Raw genomic sequence first — 13,013 nt, 5'->3', positions numbered from 1 at the left:
CAATCCCGTCATCCCGAGCGCAGCGAGGGATCCTTATCGATCAACAAGGATCCCTCGCTGTGCTCGGGATGACACAGATCAACGGTTCGCCAGCTCGGCCAGCACCTCGACCAGGACACGGGCGCCGGCGGCGAGGTCCTGCGGGGTGGCGTTCTCGATTTCGTTGTGGCTGATGCCGCGCTCGCAGGGAACGAAGATCATGCCGGCGGGGCAGAGATGGGCGATGTGCATGGCGTCGTGGCCGGCGCCCGAGGGCATGTCCATGTTGGAGAGTTTCAGTTCGTTGGTCTTGGCGCGCACCAGGTCGACCACCATCGGATCGAAGTTGGTCGGCGGCACCGCGGTCACGCGCTCGATGGCGGCGGTGCAGGGCGCGGCCTTCGCCGCGACGATCTCCTTCAGCTTCTTCTCGTGCGCCTCCAGGACCGCATCGTCGGGATGGCGCATGTCGATGGTGAAGACCGTCTGGCCCGGCACGGTGTTGGGCGATCCCGGCGCCACCTCGACGCGGCCGATGGTGAAGCGCAGCGTGTCGTCCGTGTCGGTCGTGGCCTCGTACATCGCCTGCGCGATGCGCAGCGCCGTGGCGAAGGCATCCTTGCGGGCGGCGCGCGGTGTGGTGCCGGCATGCGCCTCCTCGCCGTGCGTGGTGACGATGTAGCGGCGGCTGCCCTGGATCGCGGTCACGACGCCGATCGTCTTGCGTTCGTTTTCCAGTCGCGGGCCCTGCTCGATATGGGCTTCCACGTATCCGTCGAGCGCGAAGCCGGGCTTGCCGCCCAGCATCGGCGCGGGGGCCGTGTTCAGGGTCTCGGCGAGCGCGTCCTTCAGGACGACGCCCTTCCAGTCCTTCGCCTGCAGCATCTCGGCGAGGTCGTAGTGGCCGGCGAACACCGCCGAGCCCATGGCGCCGGGCTGGAAGCGCGAGCCCTCCTCGTTGGTCCAGGCGACGGCGACGACGGGGCGGCGCGTCGTCACGCCGGCATCCTCCAGCGCTTCCAGCGCCTCGAAGGCCGCGAGCACGCCGTACATGCCGTCGAACCGGCCGCCGGTCGGCTGGCTGTCCATGTGCGAGCCGCTCATCACCGGCCGCGCCTTCGGGTCGGAGCCTTCGCGGCGCACGAAGAGATTGCCGATCGCGTCGGTCGAAACCGCGAAGCCGCGCGCCTTTGCCCAGGACCCCAGCAGGTTGCGGGCCGCGGCGTCCTCGGCCGACAGCGCCTGCCGGTTCACGCCGCCCTTGGGCGTGCCGCCCAGCTTCGCCATGTCGGCGTGGCGTTGCCACAGACGGTCTTCCCGGATCGCGTCGGCTGCGCCCATTTGGCCTCCCCAAGCTTGTCGCGCGAGCTATAGCCGCGCCATAGTCGCGCTTCAATCGCCCGACCGTTGGGCGCCGCGTTTCCGGGGGCCTCATGCACAACCATCTCGACCGCAACCTGATCGGCTACGGCCCCAACCCGCCGCATGCGCAGTGGCCGGGCGATGCCCGGATCGCGGTCAGCTTCGTGCTGAACTACGAGGAAGGCGGGGAGAATACGATCCTCAATGGCGATGCCGCCTCCGAGGTCTTTCTCACCGAGACGCCGGGCGGCACGCCGATCGAGGGCGGCCGCGATCTCTCGACCGAATCGATGTACGAATATGGCAGCCGCGCCGGTTTCTGGCGCATCCTGCGGCTCTTCCAGGAGCGCAACATGCGCTTCACCTCCTGGGCGGTCGGCCGCGCGCTGGAGCTCAATCCCGCGGCCGGCAAGGCGATGGCCGAGGCGGGGCACGAGGTCGCCAGCCATGGCTGGCGCTGGATCAACTACAAGGACTTCACGCTCGAGCAGGAACTCGACCATATGCGGAAGGCGGTGAAGGCGATCGAGCAGTCGGCCGGCCGCGCGCCGGTCGGCTGGTACACCGGCCGCTTCGGCCTGCACACGCTCGAAGCCGTCATCAAGCATGGCGGCTTCCTCTATTCGAGCGATTCCTATGCCGACGACCTGCCTTACTGGGTGAAGGTCGGCACCGAGCCGCACCTGATCATTCCCTACACGCTCGAAGTGAACGACATGAAGTTCGGGGTGGCGCCGGGTTTCACCGCGGGCGACGGCTGGCTGCAGGCGATGAAGGACAGTTTCGACGTCCTCTATGCCGAGGGCGCGCGCGCGCCCAAGATGATGTCGATCGGGCTGCACTGCCGCCTCGCCGGACGCCCGAGCCGCGCCGCCACCCTGGCGCGCTTCTTGGATTATGTGGCGTCGAAGCCCAAGGTCTGGGTCGCCACCCGCGAGGAGATCGCGCGGCACTGGATCGAGACGCATCCGGCCGCCAAAGCCTGATTCGGGGCGGCGCCGTTACAATTGAAACACGAAAAGACTCGCGGCCCGGTTGCGCCGCGGGACGCCGGGCGGGCGCCGCCAACGTCGCGAGGAACCATTTAAGCCCGGCCGGCCGTCATTTCATCGACATCGGTCTGGTCGCGGCTGGGCCTGCGCTGTCGCTGCAAATCCCGCCCGGCCGCCGGGCGGCCGGGGTTTACCCTGGGGATAAATTCGTGTGAACAATGACGGGCCGTGAACACTCTTCATCCCGCCACTCTGTCGATCCTGCTCGCCGCGCTCTGCGTCGGGCCGGGATGCGCGAGGAAGCCGCCGCAGACGGCCGCTGTGCCGCAAGGCCCGACGGAGCACGAGCTGTACGTCCAGTCGCGCAAGGATGAGGTCGTGCAGGCGCTTGCGGTCTGCGAGAGCGGAAGCTGGGGCCCGCATTCGACCCGCATCAGCGGCGGGCGGGGGTCCTATCACGGCCGCTTCCAGTACACGGCGCGCACCTACATCACCCTGCAGCAGCGCCGCGATGGCACGGTGCTCACGCCGCAGGAAGCGATCGAGGCGGCACAGGATTACGAGAAGGCCGCCGCCCTCACCTCATGGGTGATGTTCGACCAGGGCGAGACCTGGCACTGGCCCCTGTGCAACCGCAAGCTCGGCCTCACCACCAAGGTGCGGGAAATCAACGCCCTCTAATTCCAGGGCCGTCGTCTCGACCGAAGCCCCGAAGGGGCGCAGCGGAGAGACCTTCTCTCCACCAAAAGCTGGCTAATCGTCGAGAGAAGGTCTCTCCGCTACGCCTCGCTGCGCTCGGCTTCGGTCGAGACGACGGAATCTTCAATGCAGCTCGCTGCAGAACTCCTGGATGCGCGTGCAGCCCTCGCGCAGGCTCGCCATGTCGGTGGCGTACGAAATCCGGAAATAGGGGCTCATGCCGTAGGCGGCACCCTGCACCGTGGCGACATGCTTTTCCTCGAGCAGCGCCGTGACGAAATCGGTGTCGCTGGCGATCTTCTTGCCGCCCTTCGTCGTCTTGCCGATACAGCCCGCGATGTTGGGGAACACGTAGAACGCGCCTTCGGGCAGGTGACAGGTGATGCCCTTGGCGGCGCGCAGCATGGCCACGACCTCGTCGCGGCGCTTCTGGTAGTCGGCGGCGCGTTCCTTCAGGAGATCCTGCGGGCCGTTCAGCGCCGCAGCGGCGGCGGCCTGGCCGATCGTCGAGATGCCGGAACCGATCTGGCCCTGCATGTTGGTCATGGCCGCAATCATCGCGCGCGGACCGCCCGCGAACCCGACCCGCCAGCCGGTCATCGCATAGGCCTTGGACGCGCCGTTGACCGTCAGGGTGCGATCCTTGAGCGCCGGTTCGACCTCGGCCACCGTGCTGAAGACCGCGTCGCCGTACACCAGATGCTCGTACACATCGTCGGCCATCACCAGCACGTGGCTGTGCTTCAGGAGCACGTCGCAGATCTGGCGCATCTCGGCCGGCGAGCAGACCGCGCCCGTCGGGTTGTTGGGGAAGTTGAGCACCACCCACTTGGTCTTGGCCGTGATGGCGGCGTCGAGATCGGCGGCGCGCAGCTTGAACTGATTGTTCTCCGGACAGGAGACCGACACCGGCTTCGCGCCGGCGATCACCGCCTGGTCGGCGTAGGAGATCCAGCCGGGGGCGGGGATGATGACCTCGTCGCCCGGATTCACGCTGGCCATCAGCGCGTCGTACATGATCTGCTTGCTGCCGTTGGAGACCATGATCTCGTCCAGCGCATAGTCGAGATGGTTGTCGCGCTTGAACTTCCGCTGGATCGCCTCCTTGAGCGACCTCACGCCGTCCTGCGGCGGGTACTTGGTGTCACCTGCCAGCGCCGCCTGGTGCGCGGCCTCGATGGCATGGGCCGGGGTGGGGAAGTCGGGTTCGCCCGAGGACAGGCCCACGATCTTCACGCCCTGGGCGCGCAGATCGCGCACCTTGCGGGTCATCGCGGCCGAGGCCGACACCTTCACGTTCTTCAGACGATCGGCAACCTCGAACATGTGTCCCCTTGCTTCAGCTCTTCTTGCGAATGGTGAGCGCGATGCCGCCCAGGATGGCCGCCGACGCGAGCAGCAGCCGCGCGGTGATCGGCTCGGCGAGTAGCACCGCGCCCCCCAGCGCGGCAATGGCCGGCACGCATAGCTGTATCGTCGCGGCTGAGGTGGCGGACAGCGCCGGCAGCGCGGCGTACCACAGGACATAGCCCAGCCCGGACGTCACCGCGCCCGAGAGGACCGCGTAGATCAGGCCGGTCTGGTCGGGGCTGGTCCCCGTCGCGGCCGCCAGGCTGAGGATCGCGGCGAAGGGGACGGCGCGTATGAAATTCCCGCCGGTCGCCGCGGTGGCATCGCCGGCGCCGCGTCCCAGCAGGGAATAGATGCCCCAGGCGAGCCCGGCCGCCAGCATCAGCCCCGCCGCCAGCGGCGGCGGCGCCGAGAGGCCGGGCAGCAGCAGCCAGACGAGGCCTGCGATGGCGATCAACACACCGACCAGGCGGAGGCCTTTCAGCCGCTCGCCGGCGAACAGCCCGTAGCCGGTCATGGTGAGCTGTACCGCGCCGAACAGCAGCAGGGCACCGGTCGCGGCGGTGAGGTCGCGATAGGCGAAGGAGAAGCAGACCGCGTAGGCAAAGAGCATGGCCGCCATCGGCCAGCTGCCCGCCGCCAGCGGCCGCTTCCCGCGGGAGCGCAGCAGGATCCACAGGATGAGCGCGCCGGAGGCGAGGCGGATCGAGGTAAAGCTCGCGGCGTCGATCGAGGTGTCGCGCAGCGCCACACGGCACAGCAGCGAGTTGCCGGCGAAGGCCAGCATCGCGAAGACGATCAGGAGGGCGGTGCGCGCCGCTCCGCCCTCCCGGGCCATTTCAGTTCGCAAGCCCGTAGAGCTTCATCGCATTGTCGCGCACGATCTTGCGCTTCACCTCGGGCGAGACGCCGGTCAGTTCCCGGGCCAGGAAATCCTGGCTGTCGGGCCAGATGCCGTCGGGATGCGGGTAGTCCGAGCCCCACATGACATTGTCCTCGCCGAGATGACGCAGCAGTTCGATGCCCACCGGATCGGTCTGGTAGGTGGCATAGAACTGCCGGTGCCAATATTCCGAAGGCTTCATCTTGAGGTCGAGGTCCTGGAACTGGTCTTCCCATTCGAGGTCCATGTGCTGCAGCACATAGGGGATCCAGCCGAGTCCGGCCTCGCCGATCACGATCTTGAGGTTGGGATAGCGCGCGGGAGCACCCGAATAGATCAGGCCCATCAGCATGGTGCTCATGTGCATCTGAAAGCCGGTGATGTGCACGGCGAAGATGCGGCGCTGGATTTCGGGCGTGAACTTCGTGACGTCGGGCGAGCGGCCGCCGATCGTGTGGAAGTGCAGCGGGATGCCGGTCTCGTGGCCGAACTTCCACAGCGGCTCCCAGAACGGATCCCAGAGCGGCGTCATGTCGGGACGGTTGGCGATGTCGAGCCCCTTCACGCCGCGCTTGGCACACCGCATCGCCTCGGCGACCGACTCCTCCATGTCGTAGTTGGGGATATTGGCCAGGCCGACCAGCCGGTCGGGTGCCTGCGTGCAGAAATCGTGCAGCCAGTCGTTGTAGATGCGCAGCATGACGATCGCGGCTTCCGGATCGTTCAGCCGGCCGCTCGATCCCAGCACGCCATACAGCACTTCGGCCTGCACCCCGTCGCGGTCCTGGTCCTTCAGGCGATGGTCGACCTCGGTCAGGCGGCGGATGCCCTTCTTGCCGTCGCTGTAGAGGCCGGTCGAGGCCATGCGGTCGGAGCGATGGATGATGCCCGGCACGTACTCACGTCCCGCCGAGCCCATGCCGTTGACCAGTCCGAACTTGGCGCCGTTGGCGCTGGTCCATTCCGGTCCCTTGGGCCCGTCGACGACATGCGGCATGCGCCCTTTCATCGATGCGGGTGCGTTGCTGGTGAAGAGATCCGGCGGCAGCCAGATCAGGTCGATATGCCCATCCGCGGAAATCACGTCGTATTTCATCGTTGGTTCCTCCCGGGCGCCCATTCCTCTGGAGTCGTCCTTCTTCTAGAGTGCGCCGCCTGCCTGTCCGTCGCAATGGGATGACAATGACCGAAACCGAGTGGCTTACCGAGTTTGCGTCCGCGTTGAAGAGATCCGACATCGATGCCGCGACCGCGCTGTTCGCCGAAGAATGCTACTGGCGCGACCTCGTCGCCTTCACCTGGAACATCGTGACGCTCGAGAGCCGCTCTGCGATTGCTGAAATGCTCGAGGCGCGCCTCGGCGATGTGAAGCCCGAGTCCTTCGAGCTGTCGGGCCGGCCGGGCTGGTTCACCTTCGAGACCGCGCAGGGCCGCGGCACCGGGCATGTCCGTCTGAAGGACGGCAAGGCCTGGACCTTCTTCACCGCGCTGATGGAGCTGAAGGGCTTCGAGGAAAAGAAGGGGCCGTCGCGCGAGAACGGCACGCAGCACGGCGCCTTCAAGGATCGCGTGACCTGGACCGACCGCCGCAAGGCCGATGCGAAGGAACTGGGCTACGACCGCCAGCCCTACGTGCTGGTGATCGGCGGCGGGCAGGGCGGCATCGCGCTCGGCGCCCGCCTGAAGCGGCTGGGCGTCCCGACCCTGATCGTCGACAGCAATCCACGGCCGGGCGATGCCTGGCGCAATCGCTACAAGTCGCTCTGCCTGCACGATCCGGTCTGGTACGACCATCTGCCGTACCTGCCGTTCCCCGATCACTGGCCGATCTACACGCCCAAGGACAAGATGGGCGACTGGCTCGAGTCCTACACGAAGATCATGGAACTCGATTACTGGTCGTCGGCCAGGTGCAAGAGCTCGTCGTTCGACGAGAAGAAGGGCGAGTGGACGGTCGTCGTCGATCGGGACGGCAAGGACGTGACGCTGACGCCGAAGCAGCTCGTCATCGCGACCGGCATGTCGGGCTTCCCGGAGATTCCGAACTTTCCCGGCGCCGAGCGCTTCAAGGGCAAGCAGCATCATTCCAGCCACCATCGTGGCGGCGAGGGTTGGGCCGGCAAGACCTGCGTCGTCGTGGGCTCGAACAATTCCGCGCACGACATCGCCGCCGACCTGTGGGAGCACGGCGCCGACGTCACCCTGCTGCAGCGTTCGCCCACGCTGGTCGTGCGCGCCGATACGCTGGCGCGCAACCGGCCGCTCTATTCGGAGGAAGCGGTGGCCTCCGGCATCACCACCGAGATTGCCGACCTCACCACGGCCTCGATGCCGTACGGCGCCCTTCCGACGGTGGCGCAGCCGGTAATGGAGCGGATCCGGCACGAGGATGCGGATTTCTACGCGCGGCTGGAGAAGGCGGGCTTCAAGCTGACCTTCGGCGAGGACAATACCGGCATCGGCCCGATGTATCTCCGCCGCGGCTCCGGCTACTACATCGACGTCGGCGCCTCGGAGCTGATCGCCGACGGCCGCATCAAGCTCAAGTCCGGCGTGGAGATCGAGCGCCTGACCGAGGAGTCGGTCGTGCTGAACGACGGCACAGAACTGAAGGCCGACCTCGTCGTCTATGCCACCGGCTACGGCTCGATGAACCAGTGGGCCGCCCAGCTGATCTCGCCCGAGGTCGCCGACAAGGTCGGCAAGTGCTGGGGCCTCGGCTCCGGCACCGCCAAGGATCCCGGCCCCTGGGAGGGCGAGCTGCGCAACATGTGGAAGCCGACCGCGCAGGAGAACCTGTGGTTCCACGGCGGCAACCTGATGCAGTCCAGGCTCTATTCGATCTTCCTGTCGCTGCAGCTCAAGGCCCGCCTCGAGGGCCTGCCGACGCCGGTCTATGGCCGGGCGCCGGTGCATCACAAAGCGTGATCGAGGGCGGGGACGCCAGGCGGATTGGCGACGTAGACTGAAGAGCATGCATCGCTCGACCCGCCGCCTCGTCCTCTCGCTCGGCCTCCTGCTGGCCGCCGCGGGCTGCTCGTTCAACATGGGCGAGCCCAACCTGCCGCAGACCGACTTCCGCGCGGACCTGAGCGGTGCGCGCGAGGTGCCGGCGACCGACAGCAAGGGCGAGGGCTATTTCACCGCCACCTACCGGCCGTCGACCAAGGTTCTGGAATACAGGATCAATCTGGTGCGCCTGAGCGGCCCGGTCCGCCAGGTGGGGCTCTACGGCCCCGCCGCGCCCGACCAGAATGCCGCGCAGGTCGTCTGGATCGACATCCCGTTCTACGCCGACCGGTCGACCGTGAACGACGGCGTCACCCTCACCGAGCAGCAGGCCAAGGAAGTCCTGGCCGGCCTCTGGTACGTCAACGTGCTCACCGAGAAATATCCCGACGGCGAAATCCGCGGCCAGATCCTGCCGCTTAAAAGGTAGGTACCGGACCAAAAGGTCCTTGGTCACTCATTTGGCTGCGGTGAAGACGAAGGTTCAGATCTTTTCCCGAAGCCATTTCACGAGTTCATCGAAGCGAAAATTGCCAGTCTCGTGAAGATTCGAGATGAAAGCGTAGGTTTCGCCGGGGGGCACGTCCAATTCGACGTTGTTGATGGCCAGGAAAGTATAGACCGCTGCAAAGGCCGTGCGCTTGTTTCCATCAACGAACGCGTGACTCTGCGAAAGGCTTTCCCAGAGTGCGGCCGCTTCTTCGATAAGGTCTGCGTAATAGCCGGTCTGCGGCCGGAATAGCGCGGCTTCAAGAAGGCCCGGATCACGTAGGCCCGTTGATCCGCCGTATCGATCAATCTGGTCGGCGTGAATCGCCAAGACATCTGCAAGCGTGAGGTAATCCCTCACTGCGCCAGCTTCTTGTAGAGTTCCGCGTACTTCGCATGGCTGCGCTGATAGGCTTCCATCACATGAGAGCGTGGTCGGCCAAGTCGGCGCTTCTCGAGCAAGTCGATCAACGCTTCATCCACCAGCGCCTGAAGCTGGCGACCCTCTTTTTCAGCCAGGCGTCGCACTGCGGCCAAAGTCTTGGCATTGACCTGCGTCGCGAATTTCTCTCGGGTAGAAGCCATGTCCGCCCTCCATCTTGATGCATCATGATACATCAAGACGGGAGGCGCGTCAGTCGAACTTCAGCTTCCAGTCGATCCATTCGCACAGGCCGCGGCCCATCACGTCCTCGAGGTCGCGTCCCTTCAGCCAGGGAAGTTCCTCGGTGAAGAAGGTCACGCACTGGCGGTAGGTGCATTGCATGCGGGTGATGTCGGTGCCCCAGAAGAAGCGCTTGGGACCGAAGGCGTCGAAGATGCGGTGCAGACCGTCCTGGATGTTCCGGAACGGATAGCCCTTGGTGGAATAATGCGGCGCGCCGGTCGCCTTGACCGCGACGTTGGGCAGCTTGGCCAGCGCCACCAGCTTGTCGAGATGGATGAAGGCTTCTTCGTCCTGCCCGTGACGGTTGAGGCCGCAATGGTCGACGATCATCTTGAGGTTCGGGTGCTTCTCGGCGATCTCGCGGAACTTGTCGGGGAAGATGCCGCCCATCGTCGCGACCGGAATGCCTTCCTTCTCGGCGGCCGGCCACACCCAGTCGAGCAGCCCGTCGTTCAGCCACTTTTGCTCGGCCGGCTGCAGCAGCGCCCAGCGCAGGCCCATCATGCCGGGCTGGTCGCGCCAGCCCTTGATGCGGTTGCGACTCTCGGGGGCTTCCAGCGGGAACTGGCCCATCACCGCGAAGCGCTCGGGGTATTTCCGTGCGGCGTCGAGGGCCAGCTGGTTGGAGGTCGGATCCCAGCTGTAGGGCGGATGGATCAGCGCGGCAGCGACGCCGGCCTCGTCCATCTCCTTCAGCGCCTGCTCGGCCGTGAAGCTCTCGACCTTGCGATGCAGGCCCGAGGGCGGCGTGACGGTCTGCGACCAGATGTGGATCTGCGCGTCGACGATCTTCATTCGAGCTTCCTCAGTTCGGGGTCGGTGCCGCGGCGTCGAGCAGCTTCTCCTGCTTGAGCTCGCTCCACAGCTCGACCGGAATCTTCACGTTCATGTAGGCCACGTTCTGCTTCACCTCGGCGACGCTGAGCGCACCGGGGATGACGGAGCAGAAAGCCGGGTGGAACAGCGGGAACTGCATCGCCGCGGCACCGAGCGGCACGCCGTGCCGCTGGCACACCGCTTCGATCTTCTGGGCCTTCTCGACCAGGGGCTGCGGCGCGGCAACATAATCGTGCGTCGCGCCGGTCTTCACGTTGCCGGTCAGGATGCCGGAATTGTACGGCCCGCCCAGGATCACCGAGACGCCGCGCCGGGTGCATTCCGGCAGGAACTCCTCCAGCGCGCCCTGTTCCAGCAGCGTGTAGCGCCCGGCCAGCAGCATGCAGTCGAAGTCGCCGGCCTTGATGAAGCGCGTGCTGGTGTCGCTCTCGTTGATGCCGACGCCGATGGCGGAAATCACGCCGGCCTTGCGCAGCTCGTCGAGCGCGCGGAAGCCCGAGTCCATCACCGTCTTGAAGCGCTCGTCGAGGATCGCGCGGTCCTTGATCGTCCAGAAGTCGACGTCATGGACCAGCGCGATGTCGATCTTGTCGAGGCCGAGCCGGAAGTGCGAATGCTCCAGCGAACGCATCACGCCGTCGTAGGTGTAGTCGAACTGGGGCACGAAGCCCGGCAGGCCGTTCTCGCGAAAATCCTTGGGCAGCACTTCGCCCGGCTTCCGCACATGCAGGATCCGGCCGATCTTGGTCGAGAGCACGTAGCTGTGCCGCGGCTTTTCACGCAGCGCCGCGCCCATGCGCAGCTCGCTGCGGCCGTAGCCGTAGAACGGCGAGGTGTCGAAGTAGCGGATGCCGGACTCGTAGCCGTCGTTGGTGAGCTGCACCGCCTCCGCATCGGAGATGGTGGCGCGAAAGCCACCCATCGGCGCGCCGCCGAGACCGATCTCGGTGACTTCGAGTTTCGTTTTTCCGACGTGCCGGCGCTTGAGCGCTGTCATGTTCGTTTCCTCCGAGGACGGGGGAGAGTACGAATTGCCTCCGGCCAACGCCACAGGAGATCAAATGAGCGACGAGCGCCTCGTTCTGCACGGCAGTTTCACGTCGAGCTCGAGCTACAAGCCGATGCTCTTCCTCGCGCTTTCGGGCCTGCCGTTCTCGTTCCGCACGGTCAACCTGAAGAACGGCGTGCAGAAGGAAGCCGCGCACCTCGCGATCAACCGCTACGGCCAGGTGCCGGTGCTGCAACATCGCGGCCTCACGCTGGTGATGTCGAACGTGATCCTCGACTATCTCGCGCGCACCACCGGTCACTTCGAGCCGAAGACCGAGCAGCATCGCTGGCAGGCGCGCGAGTGGCTGTCGTGGGAGAACGACGCCATCACCAACGTGGCCCGCGTCCGCCATTTTGCACGCTTCCGTCCCGACGTGTCGCAGGACATCGTGAACTTCTTCCGGCCGGGCGCCGAAGCCGCACTCGACTTCGCCGACAAGTCTCTGGCCGGCCGCGAATGGCTGGTGGGCGATACCTGCTCGATCGCCGACATCGGCTGCTGGGGCCGCATGGTCTTCGCCCACGAAGGCGGCCTGTCGATCGATTCACGGCCCAACCTCGCGGCGTGGCGCGACCGCATCAAGGCGCTGCCGGGCTTCGCGCTGCCCTACGATCTGATCCCGAAGAAGGATACGGAGTTCGCGGGGCGCTGAACTCTCCTCACCTGCCTGCTTTCTTTTTGCCTAGATTGCAGGAATAGTTAACCCAGTGACCTTCCGCTCTTACCTCGCGCTGGCCTTTTTTCTTGCGATCGTGCCTGCCTCCGCTCGCGCGGCGGATTGCGTCAGTAGTCAAGCTGACTACGACAGTAAGGGGCGGTTCTCGGAAACCCTGTCGATCATTGCAGACACGTGCGGGCCGCTGAAGATCATCGATCGGCGTAGAGACGACGCGAGGCTCCAGGTCAATATCTACGCAACCTATGTTGTGTTCGATCCCCCGACGAACACTGCCGAACGGCGCTACAACGAGTGGGTGGAAAAGCATACCGAAAGTATGAATTTTTCCGACCCGATCGAGTCGCTGACCTCGACCGAAGTCGTCCACACTCTGGGCGGTTACTTGTATCGGTCACCGAATTTGCTTTCGGCATTGGTCGCCGGTTGGATTTGCTGCGGTGCTCATGGGAGCGCGTGGATGGACGCGCTTAATGTCAACCCTGAGACAGGACGAGATGTGGCATTGAGCGAATTGGTCGAAATCGAACCAACCGCAAATTTCTGCTGGGAGCAATTCGCACAACTCGCCGGTCCGATTGAGGATCAAGGCAAGATATTCAGCCAGCGCTATCCTCGTGAGGGATTCGTCGATGTCATGCAGCGGCTAGGCGTTTGGAGCGTGGGTGAGTACGGGCTCGGTACCTATTTTGGTTACTTGCTGGGTTTCGCTGGCGCTGAATTCGCCTGCATAATCAAGACGGAAGATCTGGCTCGACTGGTCAGACCCGGCATTTCCGTTCCGCCTTAGCTCTCTCAAACCAATCCTCGCGGCATGGCGCGACCGCATCAAGGCGATGGCGGGCGTTTGCGTTGCTCTACGAGAATCCCGAAGAAGGATACGGAGTTCGAGGGGCGTTAACCGTCATCTCGACCGGAGCCGCGCAAAGCGCGGCGTAGCGGAGAAATCTTCTCTCGACGATCTGCCGTCTTTTCGTGGAACGAAGGTCTCTCCACTACGCGCCTTCGGCGCTTCGGTC

The 13,013-nt window shown here is 65.3% G+C and carries 14 protein-coding genes; 6 read left to right on the top strand and 8 right to left on the bottom strand.

Annotated features, from left to right (window positions below; all coding sequences use genetic code 11):
* Positions 1-78: 78 nt before the first annotated feature.
* Positions 79-1,320, bottom strand: coding sequence for a Zn-dependent hydrolase (locus tag ACP15H_RS16835; RefSeq protein ID WP_425067333.1), 1,242 nt, complete (start codon positions 1,318-1,320; stop codon positions 79-81).
* Between the two features lie 92 nt (positions 1,321-1,412).
* On the opposite strand from ACP15H_RS16835, the gene puuE reads away from it, so the two are divergent.
* Together puuE and ACP15H_RS16825 are read left to right on the top strand one after the other, a co-directional pair.
* Positions 1,413-2,327 carry an allantoinase PuuE gene (gene puuE, locus ACP15H_RS16830; RefSeq protein WP_425067332.1) on the top strand — a complete coding sequence of 305 codons (915 nt, stop codon included), beginning with the start codon at positions 1,413-1,415 and terminating at the stop codon, positions 2,325-2,327.
* A 234-nt stretch (positions 2,328-2,561) separates the two neighbouring features.
* A complete protein-coding gene (locus ACP15H_RS16825; RefSeq protein WP_425067331.1) occupies positions 2,562-3,014 on the top strand; it encodes a hypothetical protein in 453 nt (150 codons plus the stop codon).
* Between the two features lie 141 nt (positions 3,015-3,155).
* Here ACP15H_RS16825 and ACP15H_RS16820 read toward each other — a convergent pair whose 3' ends face one another.
* From ACP15H_RS16820 to ACP15H_RS16810, 3 genes are read right to left on the bottom strand one after another with little or no spacing between them, the layout of a single operon-like run.
* The gene (locus ACP15H_RS16820) at positions 3,156-4,358 is read right to left on the bottom strand and encodes a pyridoxal phosphate-dependent aminotransferase (protein ID WP_425067330.1); all 1,203 of its coding nucleotides are present in this window, start codon (positions 4,356-4,358) and stop codon (positions 3,156-3,158) included.
* 13 nt (positions 4,359-4,371) lie between these two features.
* On the bottom strand, positions 4,372-5,220 hold the full coding sequence (locus ACP15H_RS16815; RefSeq protein ID WP_425067329.1) for a DMT family transporter: 849 nt from the start codon (positions 5,218-5,220) through the stop codon (positions 4,372-4,374).
* 1 nt (position 5,221) lies between these two features.
* The gene (locus tag ACP15H_RS16810; RefSeq protein WP_425067328.1) at positions 5,222-6,361 is read right to left on the bottom strand and encodes an amidohydrolase family protein; all 1,140 of its coding nucleotides are present in this window, start codon (positions 6,359-6,361) and stop codon (positions 5,222-5,224) included.
* A gap of 86 nt (positions 6,362-6,447) precedes the next feature.
* On the opposite strand from ACP15H_RS16810, the gene ACP15H_RS16805 reads away from it, so the two are divergent.
* Entirely contained in the window at positions 6,448-8,193 is a 1,746-nt protein-coding gene (locus ACP15H_RS16805) for an FAD-dependent oxidoreductase (protein WP_425067327.1), read from the top strand.
* Positions 8,194-8,239: 46 nt separating this feature from the next.
* Complete coding sequence (locus ACP15H_RS16800; RefSeq protein WP_425067326.1) at positions 8,240-8,704, top strand: CHRD domain-containing protein; 465 nt, start codon at positions 8,240-8,242, stop codon at positions 8,702-8,704.
* A gap of 54 nt (positions 8,705-8,758) precedes the next feature.
* Here the strand turns inward: ACP15H_RS16800 and ACP15H_RS16795 are convergent, their stop codons facing one another.
* From ACP15H_RS16795 to ACP15H_RS16780, 4 genes are read right to left on the bottom strand one after another with little or no spacing between them, the layout of a single operon-like run.
* The gene (locus ACP15H_RS16795; protein ID WP_425067325.1) at positions 8,759-9,124 is read right to left on the bottom strand and encodes a type II toxin-antitoxin system death-on-curing family toxin; all 366 of its coding nucleotides are present in this window, start codon (positions 9,122-9,124) and stop codon (positions 8,759-8,761) included.
* Positions 9,121-9,348 carry a hypothetical protein gene (locus ACP15H_RS16790; RefSeq protein WP_425067324.1) on the bottom strand — a complete coding sequence of 76 codons (228 nt, stop codon included), beginning with the start codon at positions 9,346-9,348 and terminating at the stop codon, positions 9,121-9,123. Before ACP15H_RS16790 ends, ACP15H_RS16795 begins: the two co-directional genes overlap by 4 nt.
* Before the next feature lie 49 nt (positions 9,349-9,397).
* Positions 9,398-10,225 (bottom strand): amidohydrolase family protein, encoded by an 828-nt coding sequence (locus ACP15H_RS16785; protein WP_425067323.1) that lies wholly within the window; start codon positions 10,223-10,225, stop codon positions 9,398-9,400.
* Between the two features lie 10 nt (positions 10,226-10,235).
* Complete coding sequence (locus ACP15H_RS16780; protein ID WP_425067322.1) at positions 10,236-11,264, bottom strand: aldo/keto reductase; 1,029 nt, start codon at positions 11,262-11,264, stop codon at positions 10,236-10,238.
* Between the two features lie 64 nt (positions 11,265-11,328).
* Here ACP15H_RS16780 and ACP15H_RS16775 point away from each other — a divergent pair, with 64 nt between their 5' ends.
* Both ACP15H_RS16775 and ACP15H_RS16770 read left to right on the top strand, forming a co-directional pair.
* Entirely contained in the window at positions 11,329-11,970 is a 642-nt protein-coding gene (locus ACP15H_RS16775; RefSeq protein ID WP_425067321.1) for a glutathione S-transferase family protein, read from the top strand.
* A 55-nt stretch (positions 11,971-12,025) separates the two neighbouring features.
* Complete coding sequence (locus ACP15H_RS16770) at positions 12,026-12,784, top strand: hypothetical protein (protein ID WP_425067320.1); 759 nt, start codon at positions 12,026-12,028, stop codon at positions 12,782-12,784.
* Positions 12,785-13,013 lie beyond the last annotated feature (229 nt).

The organism is Reyranella sp. (assembly GCF_965249915.1).
In the GTDB taxonomy this organism is placed as follows: Bacteria; Pseudomonadota; Alphaproteobacteria; order Reyranellales; family Reyranellaceae; genus Reyranella.
This window is presented reverse-complemented; position numbering and strand designations above follow the sequence as displayed.

What these genes read in the sequence shown, in the direction of transcription:
- ACP15H_RS16835 (WP_425067333.1), bottom strand. Translation starts at nt 1,320, where the DNA reads ATGGGCGCAGCCGACGCGATCCGGGAAGACCGTCTGTGGCAACGCCAC.
- puuE (WP_425067332.1), top strand. Translation starts at nt 1,413, where the DNA reads ATGCACAACCATCTCGACCGCAACCTGATCGGCTACGGCCCCAACCCG.
- ACP15H_RS16820 (WP_425067330.1), bottom strand. Translation starts at nt 4,358, where the DNA reads ATGTTCGAGGTTGCCGATCGTCTGAAGAACGTGAAGGTGTCGGCCTCG.
- ACP15H_RS16815 (WP_425067329.1), bottom strand. Translation starts at nt 5,220, where the DNA reads ATGGCCCGGGAGGGCGGAGCGGCGCGCACCGCCCTCCTGATCGTCTTC.
- ACP15H_RS16810 (WP_425067328.1), bottom strand. Translation starts at nt 6,361, where the DNA reads ATGAAATACGACGTGATTTCCGCGGATGGGCATATCGACCTGATCTGG.
- ACP15H_RS16805 (WP_425067327.1), top strand. Translation starts at nt 6,448, where the DNA reads ATGACCGAAACCGAGTGGCTTACCGAGTTTGCGTCCGCGTTGAAGAGA.
- ACP15H_RS16800 (WP_425067326.1), top strand. Translation starts at nt 8,240, where the DNA reads ATGCATCGCTCGACCCGCCGCCTCGTCCTCTCGCTCGGCCTCCTGCTG.
- ACP15H_RS16790 (WP_425067324.1), bottom strand. Translation starts at nt 9,348, where the DNA reads ATGGCTTCTACCCGAGAGAAATTCGCGACGCAGGTCAATGCCAAGACT.
- ACP15H_RS16785 (WP_425067323.1), bottom strand. Translation starts at nt 10,225, where the DNA reads ATGAAGATCGTCGACGCGCAGATCCACATCTGGTCGCAGACCGTCACG.
- ACP15H_RS16780 (WP_425067322.1), bottom strand. Translation starts at nt 11,264, where the DNA reads ATGACAGCGCTCAAGCGCCGGCACGTCGGAAAAACGAAACTCGAAGTC.
- ACP15H_RS16775 (WP_425067321.1), top strand. Translation starts at nt 11,329, where the DNA reads ATGAGCGACGAGCGCCTCGTTCTGCACGGCAGTTTCACGTCGAGCTCG.